We start from the raw sequence: 24,622 nt of genomic DNA on the forward strand, positions 1-24,622 counted from the left end.
GCGACGCGTCAGCCGCGCCCGGCCGGGGCGGCGGGGACGACCACGACGGCGTCGCCCACCGGGCGCTCACCCGTGGCGTCGGAGGGCTTGCTGACCAGGCCGCCCGCGACGTACATGGCCGAGGAGCCGCCGCCGTCGAGGTTCATGGCCGCGACCACACCGAGCGACTTGAGGGCCTTGGCCTCCTCGTCCAGGGTCAGGCCCTGGCTGTAGCCGGGCTCGCGGCCGTCGGCCTCCAGCAGCACGACGCGGCCCTGCCGGTCCCTGCCGATCACGGTGCGCGGGTTGCGGCGGATGCCCCAGCCGTAGAAGTAGGACGGGTCGCCCGGGTGCGCCACGCCGTCGGCCACCGGATTGATGGACTCACGGCCGCTGTCCAGCAGCTGCGGGCCGCCGTTGACCACCGAGTCGTGCGGGCCGAAGGTGACCGGGCGGTCGTGCTCGTCGGTCACCCGGGTGTGCAGGGTGACCTGCTGACCGACCTTCAGGGCGCCGGTGAGCCAGCTCGCCTGGGTGCCGATGGCCTGCAGCACCGAATCGCCGGCCGGCACCGCGGCGCCGTCGCGGGCGCCGATCGAGACCACCCGGCCGTTCGCGCCGATGACCGCCTGCTCGCCCGGCCCGGCCGGCGGGGCGGCGCCGAACTCCGGGGTGAGCATGACGGACTCGTTCGGATTGGTGCAGGTGACGTCCATCAGCGGGAGGCTGGTGGGCTGGTCCCCCGGGTGGCCGCAGTCCCGGATCAGTCCGGCGGGGCGGTTCAGGCCCTGGATGGCGTGCTGGGTGCCGCCGACCGAGACCGTCAGGTGCGTGGTCAACTCGGCGAACTGCACGTTCCTGCCGCCGTCGCGCAGGATCGCCGCGACCCGGCCGTCGGTGCCCTCGCGCAGCACCTTGCCGTTCTCCACCACCATGCCCGCCGACTCGCCGGGCGTACCGTCGGCCGGGCTGATCACGAAGAAGCCGCCGTTGACGGCCGCCAGCGCGCCCGCCGCGGTGGCCAGTTGGGTGGTGGTGCGGCGACCGGTCATGGTGCCGCCGTGGGACTCCTCGACGGAGCCCTTGAACGTGTGCGGGTCGATCACCAGCTCGTGCAGCACCCAGGGACCCTCGGTCTGGGTGTTGTCCATGCCGGTGTAGACCGTGGAGGTGGCGTAGCCGAGCGTCGCCAGGGCGCCCGCCAGCGCGGTGGCCGAGGGCTGGTCAGCGAAAGCGCCGACGCGCACCACGTAGCCCTGGGGGCCGCCGGCGAAGCCCTGGAAGGCCGGGCTGTCCTGCTCACTGACCGTCGGGGCGTAACCGGCGGCGGTCAGCTTCGCGGCGATCGCGTCGGCGTTGGCCCGGCTGCCCAGCACCGATGCGGGGGTGTCGGGGTCCAGGGTGGGCGGCACCACGCCGGTGGGAACCGCCACGTCCACGGTCCAGTGGTCGGCCGGGGAGACCTTGCCCCGCACGATCGTGGTGAGGCTCACCCCCGGGGCGATCTGCTGCACGGTGCGGGTCTCCGGCAGGCCGCCGGAGCCCAGCGGCAGCCCCAGGTGGCCGGTGGCGCCGTACGGTGCCGCACCGAGACCGAAGGGGGCGAGCACCGCCAGCAGCCCGACGAGTGCGCCCTGGCGCCGCGACATACCTCTGGACATCGTTCTCCTCTGTTGCCCGCTCCGAGCGGTCGGACCGGCCCGAGGTGGATCCGCCTGCGCGGTGGACCCACCGGGTCCGGCGTGGTGACGGTCCCGAGTGTCGTCCAGTACGGCGAACACCCGCTGTCCCTTGGGCGTTGGCAACTTGTCGAGGATGTGATCGGCTGAGGTCGGGTCAGGCCGCGGCGTCCCGTGCGCGTCCACCACTGGTGCCTCCCGCCCACGCACGTGTGACGTCGGCATCATTCGCGGCCCTCCGTCCGCATTTCTGCACGATGAGTCACCATTCCCCGACACATGGCTACACTGAGCAACCATCCCATCACCAGGCGTCTTGATCTTGCGTGAGGGAGTGATTACCATACGTATGGTTGCTTCGGGCAACCACGTTGACGGGTCAGGATCAAGGAGATGCCCAGCCGTCATGACGGCCTGTCAGGTCCGGCCCACCACCGACCTACGAGCCGTCGGCGCATGGGCGTGCGTCGGCGCTCAGGAGGGGAATGACATGACCACCACCACGCAGGAATTCCAGAACTACGTCGAGCGGAACCTCGACGCGCTGGCGGAGCGGCCCGAGCAGGAGGCCCTCGTCCACGGGGAGCGGCGCTTGACCGCGGGAGAACTCCGCGACCTCGTCTACCGGATGGCCCGCGCCCTGCAAGCACGGGGAATCGGCCGCGGCCGGACCGTCACCCTGCTGAGCGGGAACGTGCCGGAGGTGATCGCCGCACGCTATGCGGCCAATCTGCTCGGCTGCCAGGTCAACCACCTGTACAACAAGCTCTCGGCGGACGCGCAGGCCGCGATCGTGCTGGACGTCGAGACCCACGCGCTGATCGTCGACCCCCGGTACGCCGAGCGGGCCGCCGAACTGACCGCCCAGGCCAAGGTGGAGCACGTCCTGGTGCTCGGGCCCACCGCCGAGGGCGAGGACCTGCTGGCCCTGGCCGCGCAGCAGAGCGCACAACCGTTCCCGAGTCCGGCTCGGCCCGAGGACGTCTGCTCGATCCGCCACACCGGCGGCACCACCGGACACCCCAAGGGGATCTGCGCCACCTTCGAGCAGTTGGTCGGCTTCCGGCGCCAGCTCACCGAGATCCAGCGGGAGACGCACCGTCAACTGGTGTGCACCACGCTCGCCCACGCGGCCGGCCACCTCGCCGACTTCACCCTCTCCCAGGGCGGCACCGTGGTGCTGCTGGACGACTTCGAGCCCGGCGAGGTGCTGGCCGCCATCGAGCGGGAGCGGATCACCGGACTCTTCCTGCTCCCGCCCCTGCTCTACCAGTTGCTGGACCACCCCGACCTGGCCGCTCGCGACACCTCCAGCCTGCAGAACCTGGTCTACGGCGGCTGCCAGGCCTCCCCGGCCCGGCTGGCCGACGCGGTCCGGCGGCTCGGCCCGGTGCTGTTCCAGTTCTACGGCCAGAACGAGGCGGGCGGCATCAGCGCCCTGGCCGCCGAGGACCACGACCCCGACCGTCCGGACCGCCTGCGCTCCGCCGGACAGGTGCTGCCCGGCGTCGAGTTGGCGATCCGTGACGAGTCGGGCCGCGACCTGCCGGTCGGCGAACTCGGCGAGATCTGCGTGCGGTCCGGCAGCGTCATGCTGGGCTACTGGAAGCAGCCGGAGCTGACCGCCGAGGTGCTGCGGGACGGCTGGCTGCGCACCGGTGACCTCGGCCGGCTGGACGAGGACGGCTACCTCACGGTCGTCGACCGGCTGAAGGACATGATCATCGTGGTGGGTGGCCACGTCTACACCACCGAGCTGGAGGACGTGCTCAACTCCCACCCGCAGGTCCAGCAGAGCGCCGTCTTCGGGGTGCCCGACGCCGACCGCATGGAGCAGGTGCACGCCGTCGTCGTTCCGGTGCCCGGCGGCCACGTCGACGAGCAGCAGCTGCGCGAACTGGTGCGCGGCGAACGGGGCGCGATGTACGAGCCGGCCCGGATCACCTTCGTCGGCGAGCTGCCGCTGACCGACGTCGGCAAGCCGGACAAGAAGCTGCTGCGCCGCAACGCCGAGGCCGCGCAGGCCTGATCGCGTCCACCGGCGGTACCGATCGGGTAACCGCCCACAGCGGTGCCCTCTCAGCGCTCTGCTGACCGATCGTCACCTGACGATCAGTCAGCAGAGCGCGCCACGCATCGTGTCGCGCAGCCAGCGCTGCGCCGGGTCGACATCGAGCCGGGCATGCCAGAGCAGGCGCACCTCGAGTTCCGGCAGGTCGGCGGGGATCGGGAACCAGCGGATGCCGAGGCGCCGGCCGTGCTGCTCGGCGAGGCGCTGCGGGACCAGCCCGACGTAGTGGCTGGCGGCGACCAGCAGCACGGCGACGGCGAACGTGGGCACCACGGCGGCGACATGGCGCTGGAGGTCGGCGGCGTCCAGCGCGTCGTCGAGCGGTCCGCGCAGGCGTCCGCGGCGCGAGGCCGAGACGTGCGGATGCTGGCAGAGTTGGGCCAGGGTCGGCCGGCGGTGACGGCCCAGCGGGCTGTCCGCGCGGACGATGCCGACCAGTCGTTCGCGGTACAGCGCAGCCGTCCGGATGTCGGGAGCCGCCACGTCGCCGACGCCGATGTCCAGATCGATCGAGCCGTCGCGCAGCGCCTCGATGCTCTCGCTGCCCTCCGCGACGAAGCGCAGGGTCACACCCGGGGCGAGGGCGGCCGTGGCCTCGACCGCCGCCGTCGCCAGGGTCGCGGCGACGCCGTCGTTGATCCGGATCGTGAACGTGCGCTTGAGTTCGGCGGCCGTGACCTCGCGGTCCGCACTGATCAGTGCCGACGCCTCGTCGAGCAGCGACCGCACCCGCGGCGCGGTGCGGAGCGCGAACGGTGTGGGAGCCATCCCCCGGCCGGCCCGCACCAGGATCGGATCGCCCATCGCGCGCCGCAGCCGGCCCAACGCCCGGCTGGTCGCCGGAATGGACAGGTGCAGGCGCTCGGACGCCGCCGTGACGCTGCCGTCCTGGAGGAGCGCGTCGAACACGCGCAGCAGGTTCAGGTCGAGTTGCTCGGACATACTTGCATGGTACGCAAGGAACTCTTGCAAAAGTTGCGTGGCACGAGAACCAGGATCTCCCTAGCGTTGCGGTCATGCCCCTCAACGTCCTGCTCCACGAACACACTTCGACGCCGCGCGAGCGGCCGTCCCGCCCGTTCTCCCCACGCAGCCTGCTGGCGGTCATGTGCGCCTGCACCGTGCTCGTCGTCGGCATGGTCGCCGCGATCAACCTCGCCGTCCCGATGCTCGCCGCCAGCGCGCTGCACCCGTCCGCGTCGGCCCTGATCTGGATCGTCGACACCTATGTGATCGTCTTCGCCTGCCTGGTGATCCCCGGCGGAGCCGCGGGCGACCGCTTCGGCCGCAAGGGCGTCCTGCTCGCCGGCCTGCTGCTGTTCGCGGTGGGCGCGCTGATCTCGGCGACCGCTCCGGACCTGGCCCTGCTGCTCGCCGGCCGGGCGATCACGGGCGTCGGCGCCGCGGCCGTGCTGCCCAACACGCTGGCCGTCCTGCTGCACGCCGTACCCGCCGAACGCAAGGGCGCGACGATCGCGACCTGGGCATCGATGACGGGCATCGGCGGAGTCGTCGGCAACGTCGGCGGCGGGGCGGTCCTGTCGAGCGGATCATGGCGCTGGCTGTTCGCCGCCGCCGTCCCGGTCGCACTGCTGCTCGCCGCGCTGGCCGGACGGGTCGCGCCGGTGTCGCCGCGGCACGACCGCCGCCTCGACCCGCTGGGCACGGTGCTGCTCGTCGGCGCCTCGGTCGCACTGCTGCTGGGCATCGTCCAGGGCCCGGAGGCGGGCTGGGGCAGCGCGGTCGTCGTGGCCGGATTCGCCTGCTCCGCCGTGCTGTTCGCGACCTGGACGCTCGTCGAGCTGAAGGTCGAGCACCCGCTGCTCGATCCCCGGCTGTTCCGCCTGCCGGGCCTGCGCAGCGCCTGCCTCGGCATGACAGCGGTCTTCTTCGGCATGTTCGCGCTGTTCTACGTCAACGCGTCGTTCCTGCAGTACGGCAAGGGCTTCAGCGTGCTGCGGACCGGGCTCGGGATCATCCCGCTGACCGTCCCGATCATCCTCGGCGCACGGCGGGTCGGCCGCCTGTCCCAGCGCATCGGCCTCGATGCCACCCTCGCGCTCGCCTTCGGGTTCGTCGGCTGCGGACTGCTGGGACTCTCCACCAGCGGCATCCGGACGCCCTACCTCGACTACGCCGCCTGGCTCGTGGTGACCGGAGTCGGCGTGACGCTGGCGCTGCCCACGCTCTCCGGCGCCATCGCGGGCTCACTGCCGCCGGCCCAGGCCGGGGTGGGAGCCGGACTGCAGTCCACCACCAGGGAGTTCGGCAGCGCCCTCGGCGTCGCCGTCATCGGCACGGTGCTCACCGCACGGTTCGCCGCCGCGCTGCCCCCGGACATCCGGGCCGACCACGATCCGCACACCGTGGCCCAGGCACTCGCCACCACCACCCCCGGTCGCGCCCACGAGGTCGTCACGGCGTTCGTCTCGGGCACGGACCTCGGGCTGCGGGTGATCGGCGTGTCCGTGCTCGTCCTCGGCGGGTTCGTGGTGCTGCAGTCACTGCTCTCCCGAAAGATCACCGCGGGTGACCGCGCAGGTCGCCGGTAACCGCCCCCGCAGAGACCACCGGTGGCCCATCCGGGTCACCGCCCCGACCGTCCGCGGCAGGCAGGCAGTCAGTCGCGGACTTGCCCAGAGGACACATCACCATGCAGGTATTCGTCACCGGAGCGACCGGCTGGATCGGCTCGGCCATCGTCGACCGACTGCTCGAGGCCGGGCACAAGGTCACCGGCCTCGCCCGCTCGGACGCCTCCGCCGCCCTGCTCGAGGCCAAGGGCGCCCAGGTCCGGCGCGGCGACCTCGACGATCTCGACAGCCTCCGGGCGGGCGCCACCGACGCCGATGCGGTGGTCCACCTGGCCAACAAGCACGACTTCGCCAACCCGGCCGTGAGCAACCGGGCCGAGCGGGGCGCCGTGCAGGCCATCGGCGACGCCCTCGCGGGCTCCCACCGGCCGTTCGTGCTCGCCTCCGCCCTGGCCTTCCTGGCACCCGGCCGGCTGGCCACCGAGCAGGACCGATCCCCGTTCCACGGCATCGACTCCCTGCGCGGCGGCAGCGAGAACCTCGCGCTCGAGCTCGTGGCACAGGGTGTCAACACGGTCGTCGCGCGTTTCGCCCCCACCGTGCACGGCGAGGGCGACCACGGCTTCGTGGCCGCCCTGGTGGCGACGGCCCGCGCCAAGGGCGCCTCGGCCTACCTCGGCGACGGAACCACCCGCTGGGCGGCCGTCCACCGCGGCGACGCCGGACGCCTGGTGCGCCTCGCCCTCGACCAGCGGGTCCCGGCCGGCACCGTCCTGCACGCCACCGCCGAGACCGGGATCCCGACCCGCGACCTCGCCGAGGCCATCGGCCGCGGACTGGGCCTGCCCGTCGTCTCCGTCCCGGCCGACCAGGCCGGCGAGCACTTCGGCTGGCTGAGCAAGTTCTGCGGAGCGGACATGGCCGCCACCAGTGACGCCACCCGCGCGCTGCTCGACTGGGCGCCGAGCGGCCCCACCCTGTTCGAGGACCTCGACAGCGGCTGCTACTACCGCTGACCGGCCCCGTCGCGGCGCGGCGCGGCACCTGGCCTCCGCCGCCCGATCCGCCCGGAGATGAGACCCCGGGCGGATTCGGGGACCATGGAGGCAGCAGCATCCGAAAGGAGCCCCCGTCATGACGATGCTCGACAAGCTCAAGGGCCTGCTCAAGGGCCACGAGGACCAGGCGCAGCGAGGCGTCGAGAAGGCCGGCGACGCGTTCGACGCCAAGACCGGGAACAAGTACCAGGGCCAGGTCGACACGGCCCAGCAGAAGATCAACGAGCAACTGGGCAGCGACAACCCGCAGGACCACCCGCCGCAGTCCTGAGGCACCGGCCAGCACCACCGGATGCGCGAGGGGGCGCGGCACACGTCCGGCCGCACCCCGGCCGGCCACCGCGCCCCTTCAGCAGCCCGCCAAGCCGTGGGACCGGTGGGACCCCAGTGCTCTGACCGGGATGGTTCACCGGGTTGGGGTTCGCGCTGACGGGCTGTGGGCCGGTCGGATGTGAGGAAACATCCGATCCGGCGCGCGATGATGCTGCTGGCCTCGGCCGGTGGCAACCGTGTTCCGGTCATCGCCCAGCTGGTTCAGGCCGACCCTGCGTTGGGGCGGGCGCCCCCTCCTCGCGGCCTGAGCGACCCGGCCGCTCCGTTTCAGCACGACCCGCCGCCGGCCGCCCCGGGGGTGTCGGTCCGGTCCAGTTGGATCAAGTCCCAGCGGTTTCCGTACAGGTCTCGGAAGACGGCGACCGTGCCATAGGGCTCACGCCGGGGCGCCTCTTCGAAGGCGACGCCGGCCGCCCGCATGCGCTCGTAGTCGCGGTCGAACGCATCGGTGTTCAAGAACCAGCCGACGCGGCCACCGGTCTGGTCCCCGACTCTGGCCTCCTGCTCGGAGACCGTGGCTCTGGCGAGGAGCACAGCCGCTTCCCGAGCTCCTCGCGGGGCGACGACCACCCAGCGCTTCCCATCGCCGACATGTGTGTCTTCCAGGAGCTCGAAGCCGACGGCGTCCACGTAGAAGGCGATGGCCTCGTCGTAGTCACGCACGACAACGGTCACCAGTCCGAGATGAGGCATCCGGCAATCCTGCCCGTCAGCCGACCAGACGCACCACCCCAACCCGGTGAACCATCCCGGTCAGAGCACCAGGTTCGGCCCGCAGCCACTCGGTCGCCCGCTCGTGCCGGCCCAGGACCGGCCGCCGGGGAGGCCTTTTTTCATGCCCTGGGCCGACTTTCGCGCGGAGATGCGCACACTTCATACGGGCGCTGGTCCTGCCTCTGACCGCTGACCCGGGCCTGCGGCGCCCACCAGTTGATCCCTCCCCGCGAAGGAGTTTCATGCCAGACGTATCCGTGCGCCTCGCGAACATGGCCGACCACCCGGTAGCGGAGCGGCTGTGGCTGATGTTCCGCCACGACATGTCGGAGTTCAGTGATCTGCTGCCCAATCCGGACGGAACCTTCCGTAGCGATCGGCTCCGAACCGCCTTCACTGACACCGACTGGGCGCCGTACCTCCTGACCAGCGGCCGGCACCCCGTCGGGCTCGCCTTCGTCCGTGGCTTGACCGGCCCAACGCGCGTGCTGAACAGCTTCTTCGTGGTGCGCGGAGCACGGAGGGCGGGGATCGGACTGCGTGCCGTTCAAGAGGTCGTGGCCAAGCACCCGGGACCGTGGGAGGTGGCCTTTCAGGACGGGAACGCGGCCGCAGTTCACTTCTGGCGTCGCGTCGCCACGGCGATCGCCGGCGACGCATGGGCCGAGGAACGCAGGCCGGTGCCCGGTCGGCCCGACCTGCCACCTGACGTCTGGATCTCGTTCGGCGTCCCCTCGAAGGCCTACGACTGAACACCGACAGTCGGGAAGCCGCCGAGCAGGACTCGGCGGCACAGGCAACGTCGGCCGACCTCGGCGGCGGGTTGGACTACTGCCGGACCGCTGCTCGCAGCCCTCTGGGTACTCTCTCAAGCGGACGTCACCCGAGGAGAACCATGGCGAGCTACATCACCGTCCTGACCACCACCGACAGCGCGGCGCACGCCGAAGAACTCGCCCGCGCCGGCGTGACCGCACGAGTCGCGGCCTGCGCCCAGATCGACGGTCCGGTCAAGTCCGTGTACTGGTGGGAGGGTTCCGTCCAGGCTGACGAGGAGTGGCGCGTGCTCTACAAGCTGGCCACCGATCGCTTCGCCGAGCTGGAGCAGATCATCAAGTCGGTTCACACCTACGACACTCCGGAGATCATCGCTGCCGACATCACGCACGGCAGCGCTGAGTACCTTCAGTGGATCTCCGCGGAGACCGGCGTCTGACCGCAACTGAGCGATCGCGGCCCATGGCCTCCGATGCAGCATCAGGATCCCTTTCGTCGGCGCTCAGCCCTCCGGACCGCCGAGGAGAGCCGTGCGTTCCGATCGGAGCCACGATCGCTCGGCCAGCATCTCGGCCGCATCACCGCGGGCGAGAAACATCGCCCACGGCTCGTGGCCCTGTCGGCCGAGCCGCTCGATTCGGTCGGCCTCGCGGGACTGGAGGGAGTCAAGCGCATCGAGAACCGCTGCCGGGCCTGCCCCGTAGGCGGTGCAGAGGGCCTCGAGGCGGCTCCGCAGGGTGCGTGCACCGGCGATCGACGCGCGTCGCTGCTGCTCGATGGGACGCAGCGGTACGGCGTACCAGGCGAGTTGCGCGAGATCGTCGAGGGCATGGCCGGGCGCTGCGAAGTCCCAGTCGATGAAGCCGGCCAGCCGGTCGCCGCGCCAGATCGAGTTCCACGGGCCGAGGTCGCCGTGCCGAATGACCATGCCGGGCCTCCACTCGTCCTCCTGGCCCTGCCATCGCGCGCCGGTGGGCGGCTGGAAGTCCCGGACAGCCTGGTGGTAGTCCCGTAGCCAGCGCCCCAGTTCGCTGATTCCGGCGGTCGACCGCAGCGCCGACGGCCAGGGTGCGAAGGCGGGTTCGCCGTGCAGCAGCGAGAGCACCTCATCGGTGCCGTCGGTACCGACGACTCGCGGAGCGCGAGTGAAACCCACCGCTTCCAGGTGGGTCAACAAGGCGTGCACCGCAGGCGTCCACTCGCCGACCGGTCGGCGGATCGTCTCGCCGATCCGCCGCACCGTGGTCACGCTGCCCCGGTCGGTGGCGCCGTCCTCGATCATGGGGTCAGCGTAGCCTTGCCACCGACGTCGGTGTCCCGAATATCCGCGCGCCGGTCGGGAAGTGATCGCCGTGGACCCCCGCGGTGGGCGCCATCAACGTTCCACGGGCCGGGCTGGTCTGTCGCGACGCCAACCCGGCCTAGCCCCGCTCACCGCTGAGCGCGGCGGAAGTCGCCCGGAGTGCGGCCGGTCTCGCGGGCGAAGAACTTGCCGAAGTTGGTGGCCTCGGTGAAGCCGAGCGCGCGGCCGATCGCGACCACGGGCAGGTCGGTGTGGGCGAGCAGCCGCTGCGCTTGCAAGGCGACGCGGGCGTCGGCGAGTTGCTTGGCGCTGCGGCCGGTGACGGTCAGGCACGCGCGGGTCAGGGTTCGCGCGGAGTAGCCGAGGTGCGCGGCGTAGTCCGCCACGGAGCGGGTGGTGGCGAAGGAGTGTTCCAGCTCGCGCCGGAAGGCGAGGTACACCTCGACACCGGGCGCGGCGGGGCCGGGGAGTCCGGCCGGGTCCGGCAGGCGCGCCATGCGGATGAGCAGCGCACCGAGGAGTTGGCGCAGCAGTGCTCCGGTCAGCTCGACGTCGACGTCGGTGTCGGCGGGCGCTGGTGGGTCAGGCGTCCGGTCACCCCGCAGCGTCCCGTACTCCGCGGCCAGCTCCGTCACGGCGCGATCGAGGACGTCGAACCGCTCGGGTGGCAGCCGCCAGGCGACCGGGCCGAATCCGTCGAGCACCTCGCGCGTCGCGGGCAGCGGCGGCGGGAAGTCGGCGGTGAACAGCAGCAGGACGGCGTCCAGCTCTGCGGGGCGGCCGTTCGCGCCGGAGGGCAGCCGCTGCACCTGCCCCGGCCGCAGGTGCAGCAGCGTGCCGCGGGCGCACGGGTACGTGACGAAATCGACCATCGCGGTGCCCTCGCCGCCGCGCACCAGCATGATCTGGTGGAAGTCGAGGCGGCTCGGCCGACGGGCGACTGAGCTCTTCAAACGCCGCTTCAGCACGTCGAAGGTCAGCACTTCGACGCCGGTGTGCAACCGGTCGGGATTGTCGTAGGCGATGTCGATGACATCGCGCTGTCCATTTTCGACCATCTCGAGTCCCGACCCTACCTCGTCCGGCGCGCGGCTGCGGGGGCATCGTGGAGTCACGGCCGAACGGCGGGCGCCACCCGGGCAGCACGCTGACAGACCGTCACCACACCCCTCTTGAGGTAAGGACCTTCACCATGCTCCCTGTCGTCACCGACCCCGCGAAGCTGCCGCTCGTCTTCCAGGACGCCCTGAACGCCGGCGACATCGCCGGTGTGCTGGCCCTGTTCGCCGCGGGCGCGGGCATGCGCACGGTGACCGGCGAGCACCTCGCCGGCACCGAGGCGCTGCGTGCGGAGATCAGCGGGACCGTCGCCGCGCACGGCAGGCTGACGAACGTCCCGCGGCACACGCTCGTCGGCGCGGAGACCGCCCTCCTGGTCACCGACTGGACCATGGAGATCGACGGCCCCGACGGCGAGCGGATCGCTCCGACCGGCACCACCGCCAACATCGCCCGCCGGGACGCCGACGGCGGCTGGCGCTTCACCCTGCTCAACCCGCTCGGCACCGCCTGAGCCCGCGCCGCACCCACCGATCAGGAGGTGGCCGGGACCTGGCGCCGGGCAAGGGCCTCGGAGGTCCTGGCCGTGACGTAGAGCGAGGCGGCGAGAGTCAGCGCGAGCGCCGCACCGACGGCGAAGACGCTGCCGGTCGCGACGGGCGCCGGGCCGCCGGCCTGGGAGCGGGCGGAACCGCTGAGGAAGGGGACGACGCCCAGGACGCCGGCCCCGAGCGCGACCTCGCCCCAGACGACCTTCGGGAAGTGTCGCAGCGTCAGGTGCAGCAGGGAGGCCGTCGCGTCGGCCTGGCGGGCCCGGGCGATGCGCGGCATCAGCCAGAACTGGTTGGCACCGCCGGCCGCGACCATGCCGAGCACCATCGTGATCTTGATGAGCAGGAGGAACCCGTAGGTCGTCGTCCACAGCTGCCCGATGCTGCCCACGTGCTTCCAGGCCAGCCACAGGCCGGAGATCAGCACCGCCCCGACGCAGACCAGCGCGACGAAGCTGAACCGTCGCCAGATGTCCGCCCAGAGCAGGCCGGCGTTCCCGCCGAGGTGGCGGCGGGCCGCCGCGAGGGCGGCCAGCAGGGCCAGTCCCCCGAGCCACACCGTGCCGCCGACGATGTGGACCTGGTCGAGGACCAGCTCGAGCGCGTGGCTCGGGTCCGCGGGGACGGTGGTCGGTATCTCCGCGATCAGCGTCACCGCGACCGACAGTGGCAGGGCGGTCAGCGCGAGGGCGTCCAGGTGGCGGCGCGCGCCGGGGCCGAACAGCGAGACCAGCGCGGCACACGCCAGCACCAGCACGATGCTCTGGACCAGGTAGACCGTGCCCTGCGACACCCAGGCACCCCGCGCCGCGGGTGCGCGCAGGAAGTCCCAGATCCGCCCCGGCGCGAGCGCCTGCCCGAACGGCAGGTGCCTGCGGGCGCCGGCCACCCGGGCGGCGAGTTCGAGGTATCCGGCCACCAGCAGCACCACCCCGGCCCACGCCAGGTAGGCCGCCGACCGCCGCCGCAGGGCCGCGACGTCACCGCGCTCGCTCGTAGGCGCGCGCAGCACCGGGCGGACCACTGCCGCATAGGTGACCGTGGCGCCGATGGCGCCGCACAGGCCGACGAAATAGCCGGACTTGGTCAGAATCCGCCAGGGCGGAGGGGTGGTATAGGCCGTAACCGCGGCCAGCTGCACGCAACTCATGAAGGTAAGGCTAACCTAAGTATCCGGAGGTCTGTCCACGGCCTCGACCAAGGTCATCCACTTGTTACCGGCGCCGGCCCTGGTGAACCGTCAACTTCCGTCGGCGGCAACGAGCATGACGGGACACCGGCCAGGCTCTCGCCGGGCTGTGCGACCTCCGTGGTCGCCGTGGCACCGCTGTGCACCGCCCCGCTCGGATCTTCCTGGTACCGGCAGTCCCAGGAAGACCGGACGCCTGGCTGACCGCGCGACTGCGCCGCATCGTGGAGGCATGACAACGACACTGATCACCGGCGCGAACAAGGGTCTGGGCTTCGAGACCGCCCGCCGGCTCATCGCAGCGGGCCACACCGTCTACCTCGGCAGCCGGGACGCCGGACGCGGGCGCCGGGCCGCCGAGCACCTGGGGGCGCGGCTGGTCCGGCTCGACGTCACCGACGACGCCTCGGTGGCGGCCGCGGTGCGAACCGTCGAGGCCGACGGAGGGCTGGACGTCCTGGTCAACAACGCCGGCATCGAGGAGCGGGGCGACCAGAACGCCGTGATCGGCGCCGCGCAGGTGACCGCCGACTTGATGCGGACGACGTTCGAGACGAACGTCTTCGGCACGGTGCGCGTCACCCACGCGTTCCTCCCGCTGCTGCTGCGGTCCACCGCGCCGGTGATCGTCAACGTGAGCAGCGGCCTGGCCTCGCTGACCGAGGTCACCACCCCGGGCACCCCGAGGTACGCCTACCCGGGCGTGGCGTATCCGGCGTCGAAGGCGGCGGTCAACATGGTCACCGTGCAGTTCGCGAAGGCGTTCCCGGGCATGCGGATCAACGCGGTGGAGCCCGGCTACACCGCGACGGATCTCAACGGACGCACGGGGACCCAGACCGTCGAGCAGGGCGCCGAGATCATCGTCCGGATGGCGCAGCTGGGCCCTGACGGCCCGACCGGAGGCTACTTCGACGCTGACGGCCCGATCCCCTGGTGAGGGGTCGGCGAAGGGCTCGGAGCAAGGAGACCGAAGGCTCAGGCCTCGTCCGCGAGCCGGTCGCGCTGGATCCGGCAGGCGAGCACGCGGCGCACGGCGGCCGGGGCAGCCGGGGCGGCGGCGACCACCGGCGCGGTGGCGGCGGCCGGCTTCGCGGGAGCGTCGAGCCCCCGGCTGGTCTCGTCGTACGCGCGCCGGTAGCCGCCGGGCAGCTCCGCCTGATGCAGCCTCAGGTCCTCTTCGACCAGCTGCCGCAGCTCGTCGACGCTCTGCGGCGTGAGGCGATCATCGCGGGCACCGGCGGCGACGGGGAGGCCATCGCGCCCTTCTCCTACGGCCGGTGGGACGCCGCGGCGCAGCAGCACCACGCCGCCGGCCGACCGGGCAACCCGGCCGCCGTCGCCCGGTTCGGAGCCGAGGGCGCCTTCACCCTGCGGACCACGCGGGCGGCGCTCGCCGCCTGCCGGGCGCCGGTCCTGCTGCTGGTCGGAGAGTTCGACCTGAACAGTCCGCCGCCGTCGGTGGCCGAGTTCGCGGCGCTCTTCCCCGACGCCACCCTCGCGGTGCAGCCGGCCGCGGGCCACCACCCCTGGGTCGACGACGCCGACCGCTTCGTGGCGACCACCGCGGCCTTTCTGGGGTGAGGAGTTGCACCCGCCCTGCTCGCCCGTCCGCCCCGGACAGCGCGAGAGTCCGGGCAACTGGCGTGGGAAGGGTCGATCATGATGAGCTGATCATCGTCTCACCGCTTGATCAACGCACCTTCCCTGACCGGAGTTGACGCATGCCCATATCGGTGACCACCACTCAGTTGACCGTCGGCCCGTACACCTTCGACGCGCTGACCGCCGGGCCGGACAGCGGTGAACTCGTGCTCCTGCTGCACGGGTTCCCCGAGTTCGCGGACTGCTGGACGGCCGAGCTGCAGGCGCTGGCCGAGGCCGGCTACCGCGCCGTCGCGGTGGACCAGCGCGGCTACTCCCCCGCCGCACGGCCCGACGCGGTGACCGACTACGCGGTCGAGGAACTGGTCGCGGACGCGCTCGGCTTCGCCGACGCGCTCGGCGCGCCGACTTTCCACCTGGTCGCGCACGACTGGGGCGGCCTGGTCGCCTGGGCGCTGGCCGCCACCCACCCGCAGCGGCTGCGGACCCTCAGCGTGCTCTCCACGCCGCATCCCAGCGCCCTGTACAGCGCGCTGAACGGGGAGGGCGACCAGCAGGAGCGCTCCCAGTACATCCGGCACTTCCGGCTGCCCGGCCAGGTGGCCGAGCAGGGGCTGCTGGCCGACGACGCGGCCGGGCTCCGCGCGGTCTACCGAGGCGCGCTGCCCCAGCACCTGATCGAGTCCAACGTCGCCCGGCTGTCCGAGCCCGGCGTGCTGACCGGCGGGCTCAACTGGTACCGGGCGATCAGCGAGGACCTGCTGATACCGGCCGGCGAGATCACCGTGCCCACCCTCTTCGTCTGGGGCACCGAGGACCGCGCCCTCGGCCGGGAGGCCGCCGAGCTGACGGCGCAGCACGTCTCGGCGCCCTACCGGTTCGTGGCGCTGGAGGGGGCCGGCCACTGGCTGCCCGAGGCCGACGCCGAGCGCGTCGTCCCGCTGCTCCTGGCGCACCTCGCGGGCCGGTCCACCGACTGACCGACGCCCGGCGGCCACCGCCCCGGCCCGCGAGGCCGGGACGGTGGCCACTCACATCGGGACGCTCCAGGCCGCGCTGGTGCCGGTGAACCGCAGAGCGGCGAGGCCCGCCGCCGCGAGCAGGGCGGCGGCCAGCAGCAGGACCAGGGCCGGGTGGCCGTGCAGCACGGCGCAGGCGCCGGCGAGGGCACCGACCAGCATCGCCGCGGCCGAGAGCAGCCGGCGGCCGGCGCGGGCGTCCGGCCCGCCGGCCAGGCGGCTGTCGGCGGCGATGCCGGTGATGGTCAGGGTCAGCACGGTGGTGGTGAGGTCCGGCACCGCCAGCGCCCGGGCGGCCGCGTTCTGCACACCCATGGCGAGCCCGAGCAGGGCGATCAGCGGGTAGCGGCCCTGGCCTCCGTAGGGGTGGCCGACCACCTGGGTGGCCAGGAACGCGCCGGCCACCAGGGCGGCCTCGACGGTCAGGGCCCGGTGCAGGACCCGGGCCCGGTGCTGCCGGGCGGATCGGCCGAGGCGGCCGCCGAGCAGCGCGCCCGCCGCGAAGGCCGCGAGCGAGGCGAGCGAGGCGGCGAGCGAGAAGCCGGCGGCCCCGACGATCGCGAAGCCGGAGAAGACCACGTTGCCGGTCATGTTGGCGACGAAGACGTGACCGAGGGTCAGGTAGCTGAACGCGTCGATGAGACCGGTGACCACCGTGAGGACGATCATCAGCGGTGGCAGCGGACCGTGCCGGTCCGTCAGGTCCGGGACCACGGTGGTCCACGCTTCGCGCAGTACGGCAGGCACGGGAGCTCCGATCCGAGGGACCCGCCACGGTGGCGGGCCGGGGTGTCGTGCTCCAGACTGCGACGCGCCCGGCGTTCTGTCCAAGAGATGGATTCGGATGCAGCGATCGCTTTGAGCGATCGATGGCGGAGGCTCGTTCTCAGTCTTCGCCGCGGCTGTGCCGCTCGAGGGTGGCCAGGAAGGCGTTGGCGGCCGCCGACAGCCGGGTGCCGTCGTAGACGACGGCGACCCGGTGCAGCGCGGCCTGGTCCGCCAGGGGCAGCACCCGGGCACCGTCGGGCGGCCCGGCCGCGGCGGCGAGGCCCTCGGCCGCCCGGCGCGCACCGACGGCGGCCGACCGCGGCACCACCGTGACACCCAGCCCGCGCGCGGCCAGTCTGACCATGTCACCGACCAGGCCCACCTCGAAGCGCTGGTCGGGCCGGACTCCGGCGCGCTCGAACGCCTCCTCGACCTGGCGGCGCAGCCCGGTCCCCCGACTGAACTGGATGAGCCGGTCGTCGGCGAGTTCACCCAGGCCGATCACCGCACGGTCGGCGAGCGGGTGGCCCTGCGGGACGACGGCGACCAGCGGATCGCTGTCCAGCACGCGGCAGTCCACCCCGTGCGGCAGCCGTCCGGGGCCCAGGCCGATCACCGCCAGGTCGAGCGCCCCGGCGGCCACGGCCGCCGCCATCTCCGCACTGGGGGCGTTGCTGATGTGCAGGTCGATGCCGGGATGGCGGTGCTGGTAGTCCGCCAGCACCTCGGCCAGGTCCAGGGCGCTGGCCAGGGTCTGGATCAGTCCCAGGTCCAGCCGTCCGCGCTCCAGCCCGGCCAGGGCGTCGAGTTCGGCCCGCGCACCGTCCACGTCCGCCAGGATCCGCCGGGCCCAGGGCAGCAGCGTCCCGCCCGCGGCCGTCAGCCGCACCGAACGGCTGGTGCGGCTGAACAGCGCGGCCCCGACGTCCTTCTCCAGCCGGGCGATCTGCTGGCTCAGGGCGGACTGCGCGACGTAGCAAGCGGCGGCGGCCTGGGTGAAACTACGGGTCTCGGCGACGGCGACGAAGTACCTGAGGTGCCGTAGTTCCATCTGCCACACCGATCGGTTCGTACGAGGTCACGCCCTGGACCGGTCCATCGTCCCAGGCCCCGCCGCGGGCACCGTCGACCGGCTCAGCCGCCGTAGACGTCCTCGACGTAGCGGCCCTGGTCGACCAGGGCCCGCAGCCAGTCCACCGCCATGCCGCGGTCGGCCTGCGGACTGTGCTTGAGGTACACGTCATGGAACGCCTCCCGCACGCCGGGGGCCATCCGGGCACCGTCGCCGCAGACGTAGACCCGGGCGCCGGCCCGCAGCAGTTCCCACACCTGGTCGGCCTCGGCCGCGATGCGGTGCTGGACGTAGCGGTGGCCCTCCTCGGGCGCCGCGCTGAAGACGGGGCGCAGCGAGACGGCTCCCGCGTGTTCGGCCGCCCGCAGTTCGTCGGCGTGCAGGAAGTCGGCGTCGGGTGCGTCGCAGCCGAAGTAGCAGAGTGCGGCGGCGAGTCCGACCCCGTCCGCGAGCAGGGCGCGGCGCTCGGCGACGGCGGCGCGGAAGGGGGCCAGGCCGGTGCCCGCCGCGATCATGATGACCGGGGTGCCGGCCCGGTGGTCGATCCGGAAGTCCGCGCGGCACGGCTGGAGGCGGGCGAGCACGGTGTCGCCGGGCGAGCGGCTGCCGAGGTAGCCCGAGCCGGTGCCGTGGAAGGTGCCGCGACCCGAGCGGGCCGGCGCCCGCAGCACGGAGACCATCAGGTCGACCTGGCCCGGCTGGACGGCCGGGGTGGAGGAGATGGAGTAGTGGCGGGGCCGGATCGGCGCCAGCAGCTCCAGCAGGGTGGGCCAGTCGAGCGCCTCGCGCAGCGCGGGGTGGTCCTCGATCAGGTCCAGCACGGTGCGCCGGTCCTCGGCGCGCGCCACACCGTCCTCGGCCAGGGCCCGCAGGGCGGCCCGCTCCGGCGGGCAGGGGTTGCCGGCGGCCAGCAGGGCCAGTTGCTCGGCGGTCGGCCGGTCCTGCAGTTCGACGTAGTGGGTGAGCAGTTCACGCACCGTCAGCGGCCGGTCCACGCCGAGCCCGTCGCGGCGGGCGCGGTTGGCGGTGATCCGCAGGACGGTGTCGGGGTCGACCCGCAGCAGCCGGATCGCGCGCTCGACCAGCGCGGGGCTGTTGGCCGGCAGCACGGTGAGGTGGTCGGCGGCGCGGTAGGCCATCCCCGCCGGCAGCGCGAGGCGGACCAGCCGCTTGACCCGGGGGTAGCCCGGGCGGCTCAGCTCGGCGGCCTCCAGCACGGTCAGCTCGGTCAGGCCGTGGCGGGCGGCCAGCGCGGCGCGCGCACCGCCGGTGACCTCGGTGACCGTGTAGGCCGGGGCCTGCTCGCGCTCGGCCGGGCGGCCGGCGGTGGCGCTGTCGCCGTACCGGGCGAGCAGGGCGGCGGCCAGCGCGGCGCTGAACGCCTCGACGGCGGAGCTCAGTTCGCCGGACGCATCGGCCTCGCCCCGGGGCAGCAGCCGGGTGGCGCCCAGGGCCGTGAGGCGGTCGTCGATCAGGGTGGGCACGCGCTGGTAGGTGGCCGCCCAGTTGCGGTCCCCGACGCCCAGCAGGGCGTAGCCGACCCCGGCGGCGGCGCCCGGTTCGGCCTCCTCCAGCCAGCGGACGAAGTCGGCCGCGTCGTCGGTGGGCCGGCCGTTGTAGGAGGCCGCGACGATGACCACGGGCCGGTCGGTGGGCAGCGCGGCGCGGTGGTCGTCGAGCGGGGCGAGGGTGGTCTCGCAGCCGAGTTCGGCGGCGGTGTCGGCGAGTTGGGCCGCGAAGTCGCGGCAGGTGCCGTAGTTGGAGCCGTGCAGCAGCAGCACGCCGGTGCCCTGGCGGACCCGGGTGGGCAGGTCGGCCGCCGGATCCTGCGGCGCGGCGGCGCTGGACGGCGCGGCGCTGGACGGCGCGGTGGCGCTCCGGCCGCCGAGGGCGGCGCGGTCGGCGGCCCGGTCGGCGGGGGTGCGCGGGTGGAGGGTGAGGGCGAAGCCGTCCGGCTTGATGGTCAGCGACTGCTTGAGCGCCAGCTGGTAGCGGTCCTGGTCGATCAGCCGGTAGCGGTGCACCAGCATGGCCAGCAGCATGGTCGCCTCGTGCAGCGCGAACTGCCGCCCGATACAGGCCCGTTCACCGGTGCCGAACGGCTTGAAGGCATGCGGGGAGCGGGCCGCCACCGCCTCGGGCGCGAAGCGCTCGGGGTCGAACAGCTCCGGGTTGTCGCCCCAGACGCTCTGCCGGTGCAGCATCGTGGTCAGCACGATGACGCCCTGCCCGGCACGCAGCGGGATCCGGCCGCCGAGGACGGTGTCCTGGCGGGCCTGGCGCCCGAAGGCGGGGGCGGTGGGCCACAGGCGCAGCGTCTCGTTCAGCACCTGGCGGGTGTAGGGCAGTCGGCCGACCTCGTCGAAGGTCGGCTCCGGGTCCGGGGTGTCGCCCCACAGCTCGTCGACCTCGCGCCGCACCTGGCGCAGCACGGCCGGGTGCTTGGCGAGGTGGTACAGCGCGAAGGCGAGGGTGCCCGAAGTGGTCTCGTGGCCGGCGATCAGGAAGGTGATGACCTGGTTGCGGACGTTCTCCAGGTCCAGGCCGGTGCCGTCCGCCGGGTGCTTGGCGTCCAGCATCAGGTCGAGCAGGTCCCGGGGCGCCCGGTCCCCGTCCGCCGGGCGGCCGGCGGCCCGCTCGGCGGTGCGGGCCGCGATGACCTCGTCGACCACCGAGGCGAGGTAGTCGGCGTCCGTGCGCATCGCCCGGTCGCTCGCGCTGTGGTCCAGGTCGGGGTCACGGGTGGTCTTGGTCATCGCCCACTCCAGGCAGCGCACCATCGACTCGACGAACGGGTGCGGCTGATCGCCCCCGAAGGAGTGGAAGTCGAACCCGAAGCCGGCCAGCCCGATGGTGTCCAGCGTCATCCTGGTCATGTCGGCGGCCACGTCGACGCGTTCGCCGGTGGCGGCCCGGCCGTCCCAGGAGTCGATCAGCCGCCGGGCCACCTGGACCATCACCGGGTGGTAGGTGCGCATCGACCCCAGCGCGAAGGCGGGCATCAGGATGTCGTGCGCCTTGGCCCAGTTGGGCTCCTCGTTGTACGCGGTGAACAGGCCGTCGCCGGTGAACTCCCGCACGTTCTCCAGCGAGGGACCGACGGTCTTGGCGAACCGCTGCTCGTCGGCCAGTTCGGTGACCAGCTCCACGTCACTGACCATGAGCAGGTCGCCGCCGTGCAAGCGCCGCACGAAGGCGGGTCCGTGGCGACGGGCCAGCTCCATCAGCCGCAGGGTCGGCGTGTCGGTCGGCTCGTCCGCGGAGACGTCGACCAGGGGCAGTTCCCCGCTGCCGTCGGGCCATGGTGCGCGCTGGGTCTCGGTCATGGCTGAACTGCCCTCCGAAGTCAGAATTTTCGGCCGCCGCCGGCGGGCAACGACCCCCTCGGCTCAACTCTCGCGCTCCGGCGGCGTCGTTGGCCCCGCGCTCACTACACGATTGTGTAGTAGCCACTCGAGTTACGATCTTGCGCGAACCAACTCCCGGTGCTAGCACCCGGCCGGACGGCGGGTCAGCGCAGGTGGGGCCGACAGGACGGGCGGGGAGCGCGATGGAGTCGCAGGGACAGCTCAGCTGCGGCGAGCCGGGCGACGGCTCGGCCCCGCCGAAGTGCGAACGGGCGATCTTCTGGCGCAACCGGACCATCCTGCTCTTCGACCACATCCCGCTGCCGACCGCCTTCTGCGACCCGGACGGCGTCATCCTGATCGCCAATCCCGCGATGGCCGCCGAGTGGGGGCTGCTGCCCGGCCGGCTGACCGGGCGCAACATCCTCGACCTCTTCCACCCGCGGACCACTCCCCGCCTGCGCTCGCTCGCCGAGGCGGTCCGGCTGCAGCGCCGCTCGCGCTACCCGATCGAGGTCTCCTGGTCCCCCGGGAACGGCAACGGCGACGGGAACGCGGGACCGAACACCGGCGGCGGCAGCGGTGCCGCCGACCTCGAACGGCACGGCGAGATGACCGTCGACCTGGTCAGCGACGGACCCGACGCCCAGCCCAACCTACTGCTGCACCTGCGCGTGCCGGCCACCCCGCCGCCACCCCCGCCCGCCGAACCGCGGGTCAGCGCGGTCGAGGCGCGCATCCTCGCGCTGGCCGCCGCCGGCTCCACCACCGCCCGGATCGCCGCCGCGACCAACCTGAGCGTCGACGGCGTCAACTACCACCTCGGCCGGCTCTCCCGGCGCTGGGGCACCACCAACCGCGCCGCGCTGGTCGCGCGCGCCTACGTGACCGGTGTCCTCGCCCCGCACGCCTGGCCGCCGGCCCCGGCCAGCACCGCCCCCGGCCGGGACCAGGAGGCGTAAGCACCCGCCCGCCCCTAGCACCCCGCCACCGCCACCACCCGCCCGACACCCCCGAACGCGGCCCGCGCAACTCGAACAGCCGTGTCGACGAGGCCCCGGCGGCCTTCCTGACTCAGGCTTGGCCGTGTACGGCCTTTACAGGCATCACTTCGGCGGCAGGACCGGACTCCATGACGGGCAGTCACAGCACAGCACAGATCGAACGCAGTCCCGGCAGGCTTCTCCTCGGCGAACTCAGCTCCGAGTTCGCCGGAACGATGATCCTGCTCCTCTTCGGCGCCGGCGTGGTCGCGCAGGTGGTGGCCGCCGGCATCGGCGACCACGACAGCATCGCCTGGGCCTGGGGCCTGGGCGTCACGCTGGGCGTCTACACCGCCGGGCGGATCAGCGGCGGGCACCTCAATCCGGCGGTCACCCTCTCGCTGGCCATCTTCAAGGGCTTCCCCTGGCGCAAGGTCCTGCCGTACGTGCTGGCCCAGACGTTGGGGGCGTTCGTCGCCGCCCTGCTGGTGCGTTGGAACTACACCAACATCCTGGACAAGGTCGATCCCGACCACACCCTCAAGACGCAGGTGGTGTTCTCCACCCTCCCCGGCAACGGCGTGCTGCCGATCAGTGACCTCGGCGCGCTGCGCGACCAGATCATCGGCACCGCGATCCTGGTCTTCCTCGTCTTCGCGGTGACCGACGTGCTCAACTCGCCCCCCGGCGCCAACCTGGGCCCGTTCATCGTCGGCCTGATCGTGGTGGCCATCGGCATGGCCTGGGGCGCCTGCGCGGGGTACGCCATCAACCCGGCCCGCGACTTCGGCCCGCGCCTGGCGAGCTACCTCACCGGCTACCACCACGCCTGGCGGGACCAGTACGGACATCTGTACTTCTGGGTGCCTATCGTCGGACCGCTGATCGGCTGCGTCGTCGGCGGCCTCGTCTACCGGCTCCTGATCACTCCGCACCTGGGGATCGGCGAGCCCGAGGAGCCCGGTCGCGCTCCGCTCGAGCCCACGAAGTGATCCCGTCCCGCCCCCCAAGCAAGCCCCCACACAGCAGAGGCGGCAGTCATGCCAGAGTTCGTCGGAGCGGTGGACCAGGGGACCACGAGCTCACGATTCATGATCTTCGACCACGACGGCAACGAGGTGGCGAAGCACCAACTGGAGCACACCCAGATCCTGCCCCGGCCCGGCTGGGTCGAGCACGATCCGGTGGAGATCTGGGAGCGCACCAACTCGGTGATCCAGACCGCGGTCCGGCAGGGCGGCCTCTCGCCGGCCGACCTGGTGGCGATCGGCATCACCAACCAGCGTGAGACCACCGTGGTGTGGGACCCGCGCAACGGTCGGCCGTACTACAACGCGATCGTCTGGCAGGACACCCGGACCGACTCGATCGCGGCCGCCCTGGAACGCGAGGGCCACGGCGAGGTGATCCGCCGCAAGGCCGGCCTGCCGCCCGCCACCTACTTCTCCGGCGGGAAGATCAAGTGGATCCTGGACAACGTGGAAGGCGTCCGGGCCGCCGCGGAGCAGGGCCACGCGGTCTTCGGCAACACCGACAGCTGGGTGCTGTGGAACCTCACCGGCGGCCCCGACGGCGGGATCCACGCCACCGACGTGACCAACGCCAGCCGCACCATGCTGATGAACCTGGAGACCCTGGACTGGGACGACGAACTGCTGGCGCTGTTCGGCATCCCGCGCCGGATGCTGCCGAAGATCAATCCGTCCTCGCACGCCGAGGCCTTCGGCACCGCCCGGACCTCCCGGCCGCTGCGCACCGCCATCCCGATCACCGGGGTGCTCGGCGACCAGCACGCGGCCACCGTGGGGCAGGTCTGCTTCGCCCCCGGCGAGGCCAAGAACACCTACGGCACCGGCAACTTCCTGGTGCTCAACACCGGCACCGAGCTGGTCCGCTCCCAGCACGGCCTGCTGACCACCGTCGCCTACCAGTTCGGCGACAGCCCAGCGGTGTACGCCCTGGAGGGCTCCATCGCGGTCACCGGCTCGGCTGTCCAGTGGCTGCGGGACCAGCTGAAGATCATCACCACCGCCGCAGAGGTCGAGCGGCTGGCCGGCACGGTCGAGGACAACGGCGGGATGTACTTCGTGCCGGCCTTCTCCGGCCTGTTCGCCCCGTACTGGCGCTCCGACGCCCGCGGCGCGATCGTCGGCCTGGCCCGGTACAACACCAACGGGCACCTGGCGCGCGCCACCCTGGAAGCCATCTGCTACCAGAGCCGGGACGTGGTGCAGGCGATGGAGCAGGACTCCGGTGTCCGCCTGGACGTGCTGAAGGTGGACGGCGGCGTGACCGCCGACGACCTGTGCATGCAGATCCAGGCCGACGTCCTGGGCGTCCCGGTCAGCCGTCCGGTGGTCGCCGAGACCACCGCGCTCGGCGCCGCCTACGCCGCCGGCCTGGCCACCGGGTTCTGGCGGGACACCGACGAACTGCGCTCCCACTGGCAGGAGTCGAAGCGCTGGGAGCCGTCCTGGTCCGAGGAGCAGCGCACCGTGGGGTACGCGGGCTGGCAGAAGGCGGTGGCGCGAACCCTCGACTGGGTGGACGTCAAGTAGGACTCTCACGGACGCAGAAGGGC

Annotated in this window: 22 protein-coding genes; 13 read left to right on the forward strand and 9 right to left on the reverse strand. The window is 72.7% G+C overall.

What is annotated here, in order from left to right:
• Positions 1-8: 8 nt before the first annotated feature.
• On the reverse strand, positions 9-1,640 hold the full coding sequence (locus OG403_RS03200; RefSeq protein WP_329561229.1) for a phosphodiester glycosidase family protein: 1,632 nt from the start codon (positions 1,638-1,640) through the stop codon (positions 9-11).
• A 508-nt stretch (positions 1,641-2,148) separates the two neighbouring features.
• Here OG403_RS03200 and OG403_RS03205 point away from each other — a divergent pair.
• The gene (locus OG403_RS03205) at positions 2,149-3,687 is read left to right on the forward strand and encodes an AMP-binding protein (protein WP_329561230.1); all 1,539 of its coding nucleotides are present in this window, start codon (positions 2,149-2,151) and stop codon (positions 3,685-3,687) included.
• 87 nt (positions 3,688-3,774) lie between these two features.
• On the opposite strand, the gene OG403_RS03210 is transcribed toward OG403_RS03205, so the two are convergent.
• Complete coding sequence (locus tag OG403_RS03210) at positions 3,775-4,671, reverse strand: LysR family transcriptional regulator (protein ID WP_329561231.1); 897 nt, start codon at positions 4,669-4,671, stop codon at positions 3,775-3,777.
• Positions 4,672-4,745: 74 nt separating this feature from the next.
• On the opposite strand from OG403_RS03210, the gene OG403_RS03215 reads away from it, so the two are divergent.
• The 3 genes from OG403_RS03215 to OG403_RS03225 all read left to right on the forward strand — a co-directional run bounded on the left by OG403_RS03215 (position 4,746) and on the right by OG403_RS03225 (position 7,592).
• Positions 4,746-6,281, forward strand: coding sequence for an MFS transporter (locus tag OG403_RS03215; RefSeq protein ID WP_329561232.1), 1,536 nt, complete (start codon positions 4,746-4,748; stop codon positions 6,279-6,281).
• 101 nt (positions 6,282-6,382) lie between these two features.
• Positions 6,383-7,279, forward strand: a complete 897-nt coding sequence (locus OG403_RS03220; RefSeq protein WP_329561233.1) for an SDR family oxidoreductase — start codon at positions 6,383-6,385, stop codon at positions 7,277-7,279.
• A gap of 118 nt (positions 7,280-7,397) precedes the next feature.
• Complete coding sequence (locus OG403_RS03225) at positions 7,398-7,592, forward strand: antitoxin (RefSeq protein ID WP_329561234.1); 195 nt, start codon at positions 7,398-7,400, stop codon at positions 7,590-7,592.
• Between the two features lie 329 nt (positions 7,593-7,921).
• Here OG403_RS03225 and OG403_RS03230 read toward each other — a convergent pair whose 3' ends face one another.
• On the reverse strand, positions 7,922-8,347 hold the full coding sequence (locus OG403_RS03230) for a VOC family protein (protein ID WP_329561236.1): 426 nt from the start codon (positions 8,345-8,347) through the stop codon (positions 7,922-7,924).
• Between the two features lie 263 nt (positions 8,348-8,610).
• Here OG403_RS03230 and OG403_RS03235 point away from each other — a divergent pair, with 263 nt between their 5' ends.
• Both OG403_RS03235 and cutA read left to right on the forward strand, forming a co-directional pair.
• Positions 8,611-9,120: a GNAT family N-acetyltransferase gene (locus tag OG403_RS03235; RefSeq protein WP_329561238.1), complete on the forward strand. Its 510-nt coding sequence runs from the start codon at positions 8,611-8,613 to the stop codon at positions 9,118-9,120.
• 143 nt (positions 9,121-9,263) lie between these two features.
• Positions 9,264-9,584, forward strand: coding sequence for a divalent-cation tolerance protein CutA (gene cutA, locus OG403_RS03240; RefSeq protein WP_329561240.1), 321 nt, complete (start codon positions 9,264-9,266; stop codon positions 9,582-9,584).
• A gap of 63 nt (positions 9,585-9,647) precedes the next feature.
• On the opposite strand, the gene OG403_RS03245 is transcribed toward cutA, so the two are convergent.
• Positions 9,648-10,427: an aminoglycoside phosphotransferase family protein gene (locus tag OG403_RS03245; protein WP_329561242.1), complete on the reverse strand. Its 780-nt coding sequence runs from the start codon at positions 10,425-10,427 to the stop codon at positions 9,648-9,650.
• Positions 10,428-10,576: 149 nt separating this feature from the next.
• Entirely contained in the window at positions 10,577-11,506 is a 930-nt protein-coding gene (locus OG403_RS03250; RefSeq protein ID WP_329561245.1) for an AraC family transcriptional regulator, read from the reverse strand.
• A gap of 134 nt (positions 11,507-11,640) precedes the next feature.
• Between OG403_RS03250 and OG403_RS03255 the strand changes: the two genes are divergently transcribed.
• Entirely contained in the window at positions 11,641-12,021 is a 381-nt protein-coding gene (locus tag OG403_RS03255) for a YybH family protein (RefSeq protein WP_329561246.1), read from the forward strand.
• A 20-nt stretch (positions 12,022-12,041) separates the two neighbouring features.
• On the opposite strand, the gene OG403_RS03260 is transcribed toward OG403_RS03255, so the two are convergent.
• Positions 12,042-13,208 (reverse strand): copper resistance D family protein, encoded by a 1,167-nt coding sequence (locus OG403_RS03260; protein ID WP_329561247.1) that lies wholly within the window; start codon positions 13,206-13,208, stop codon positions 12,042-12,044.
• Between the two features lie 271 nt (positions 13,209-13,479).
• Here OG403_RS03260 and OG403_RS03265 point away from each other — a divergent pair, with 271 nt between their 5' ends.
• The 3 genes from OG403_RS03265 to OG403_RS03275 all read left to right on the forward strand — a co-directional run bounded on the left by OG403_RS03265 (position 13,480) and on the right by OG403_RS03275 (position 15,832).
• On the forward strand, positions 13,480-14,187 hold the full coding sequence (locus OG403_RS03265) for an SDR family oxidoreductase (protein ID WP_329561248.1): 708 nt from the start codon (positions 13,480-13,482) through the stop codon (positions 14,185-14,187).
• 221 nt (positions 14,188-14,408) lie between these two features.
• Positions 14,409-14,831, forward strand: coding sequence for an alpha/beta fold hydrolase (locus tag OG403_RS03270; protein WP_442910856.1), 423 nt, complete (start codon positions 14,409-14,411; stop codon positions 14,829-14,831).
• A gap of 152 nt (positions 14,832-14,983) precedes the next feature.
• Complete coding sequence (locus OG403_RS03275; RefSeq protein ID WP_329561249.1) at positions 14,984-15,832, forward strand: alpha/beta fold hydrolase; 849 nt, start codon at positions 14,984-14,986, stop codon at positions 15,830-15,832.
• 51 nt (positions 15,833-15,883) lie between these two features.
• Here the strand turns inward: OG403_RS03275 and OG403_RS03280 are convergent, their stop codons facing one another.
• The 3 genes from OG403_RS03280 to OG403_RS03290 all read right to left on the reverse strand — a co-directional run bounded on the left by OG403_RS03280 (position 15,884) and on the right by OG403_RS03290 (position 21,037).
• On the reverse strand, positions 15,884-16,618 hold the full coding sequence (locus OG403_RS03280) for a YoaK family protein (RefSeq protein WP_329561251.1): 735 nt from the start codon (positions 16,616-16,618) through the stop codon (positions 15,884-15,886).
• 139 nt (positions 16,619-16,757) lie between these two features.
• Positions 16,758-17,690, reverse strand: coding sequence for a LysR family transcriptional regulator (locus tag OG403_RS03285; RefSeq protein ID WP_329561252.1), 933 nt, complete (start codon positions 17,688-17,690; stop codon positions 16,758-16,760).
• An 83-nt stretch (positions 17,691-17,773) separates the two neighbouring features.
• Positions 17,774-21,037 (reverse strand): bifunctional cytochrome P450/NADPH--P450 reductase, encoded by a 3,264-nt coding sequence (locus OG403_RS03290; RefSeq protein ID WP_329561254.1) that lies wholly within the window; start codon positions 21,035-21,037, stop codon positions 17,774-17,776.
• Between the two features lie 224 nt (positions 21,038-21,261).
• Between OG403_RS03290 and OG403_RS03295 the strand changes: the two genes are divergently transcribed.
• The 3 genes from OG403_RS03295 (at position 21,262) to glpK (ending at position 24,599) form a co-directional block, all read left to right on the forward strand.
• Entirely contained in the window at positions 21,262-22,020 is a 759-nt protein-coding gene (locus OG403_RS03295; RefSeq protein WP_329561256.1) for a helix-turn-helix transcriptional regulator, read from the forward strand.
• 170 nt (positions 22,021-22,190) lie between these two features.
• Positions 22,191-23,033 (forward strand): MIP/aquaporin family protein, encoded by an 843-nt coding sequence (locus tag OG403_RS03300; RefSeq protein ID WP_329561258.1) that lies wholly within the window; start codon positions 22,191-22,193, stop codon positions 23,031-23,033.
• A gap of 48 nt (positions 23,034-23,081) precedes the next feature.
• A complete protein-coding gene (gene glpK, locus OG403_RS03305) occupies positions 23,082-24,599 on the forward strand; it encodes a glycerol kinase GlpK (protein WP_329561259.1) in 1,518 nt (505 codons plus the stop codon).
• The last annotated feature ends 23 nt before the right edge of the window (positions 24,600-24,622 follow it).

The sequence above is a fragment of the Kitasatospora sp. NBC_01266 genome (assembly GCF_036242395.1).
Classification (GTDB): Bacteria; Actinomycetota; Actinomycetes; order Streptomycetales; family Streptomycetaceae; genus Kitasatospora.

Excerpts from the sequence above, each read along its gene's own strand:
- OG403_RS03200 (WP_329561229.1), bottom strand. The coding sequence starts at position 1,640 with ATGTCCAGAGGTATGTCGCGGCGCCAGGGCGCACTCGTCGGGCTGCTG.
- OG403_RS03205 (WP_329561230.1), top strand. The coding sequence starts at position 2,149 with ATGACCACCACCACGCAGGAATTCCAGAACTACGTCGAGCGGAACCTC.
- OG403_RS03210 (WP_329561231.1), bottom strand. The coding sequence starts at position 4,671 with ATGTCCGAGCAACTCGACCTGAACCTGCTGCGCGTGTTCGACGCGCTC.
- OG403_RS03215 (WP_329561232.1), top strand. The coding sequence starts at position 4,746 with ATGCCCCTCAACGTCCTGCTCCACGAACACACTTCGACGCCGCGCGAG.
- OG403_RS03220 (WP_329561233.1), top strand. The coding sequence starts at position 6,383 with ATGCAGGTATTCGTCACCGGAGCGACCGGCTGGATCGGCTCGGCCATC.
- OG403_RS03225 (WP_329561234.1), top strand. The coding sequence starts at position 7,398 with ATGACGATGCTCGACAAGCTCAAGGGCCTGCTCAAGGGCCACGAGGAC.
- OG403_RS03230 (WP_329561236.1), bottom strand. The coding sequence starts at position 8,347 with ATGCCTCATCTCGGACTGGTGACCGTTGTCGTGCGTGACTACGACGAG.
- OG403_RS03235 (WP_329561238.1), top strand. The coding sequence starts at position 8,611 with ATGCCAGACGTATCCGTGCGCCTCGCGAACATGGCCGACCACCCGGTA.
- cutA (WP_329561240.1), top strand. The coding sequence starts at position 9,264 with ATGGCGAGCTACATCACCGTCCTGACCACCACCGACAGCGCGGCGCAC.
- OG403_RS03245 (WP_329561242.1), bottom strand. The coding sequence starts at position 10,427 with ATGATCGAGGACGGCGCCACCGACCGGGGCAGCGTGACCACGGTGCGG.
- OG403_RS03250 (WP_329561245.1), bottom strand. The coding sequence starts at position 11,506 with ATGGTCGAAAATGGACAGCGCGATGTCATCGACATCGCCTACGACAAT.
- OG403_RS03255 (WP_329561246.1), top strand. The coding sequence starts at position 11,641 with ATGCTCCCTGTCGTCACCGACCCCGCGAAGCTGCCGCTCGTCTTCCAG.
- OG403_RS03260 (WP_329561247.1), bottom strand. The coding sequence starts at position 13,208 with ATGAGTTGCGTGCAGCTGGCCGCGGTTACGGCCTATACCACCCCTCCG.
- OG403_RS03265 (WP_329561248.1), top strand. The coding sequence starts at position 13,480 with ATGACAACGACACTGATCACCGGCGCGAACAAGGGTCTGGGCTTCGAG.
- OG403_RS03270 (WP_442910856.1), top strand. The coding sequence starts at position 14,409 with ATGCAGCCTCAGGTCCTCTTCGACCAGCTGCCGCAGCTCGTCGACGCT.
- OG403_RS03285 (WP_329561252.1), bottom strand. The coding sequence starts at position 17,690 with ATGGAACTACGGCACCTCAGGTACTTCGTCGCCGTCGCCGAGACCCGT.
- OG403_RS03290 (WP_329561254.1), bottom strand. The coding sequence starts at position 21,037 with ATGACCGAGACCCAGCGCGCACCATGGCCCGACGGCAGCGGGGAACTG.
- OG403_RS03295 (WP_329561256.1), top strand. The coding sequence starts at position 21,262 with ATGGAGTCGCAGGGACAGCTCAGCTGCGGCGAGCCGGGCGACGGCTCG.
- OG403_RS03300 (WP_329561258.1), top strand. The coding sequence starts at position 22,191 with ATGACGGGCAGTCACAGCACAGCACAGATCGAACGCAGTCCCGGCAGG.
- glpK (WP_329561259.1), top strand. The coding sequence starts at position 23,082 with ATGCCAGAGTTCGTCGGAGCGGTGGACCAGGGGACCACGAGCTCACGA.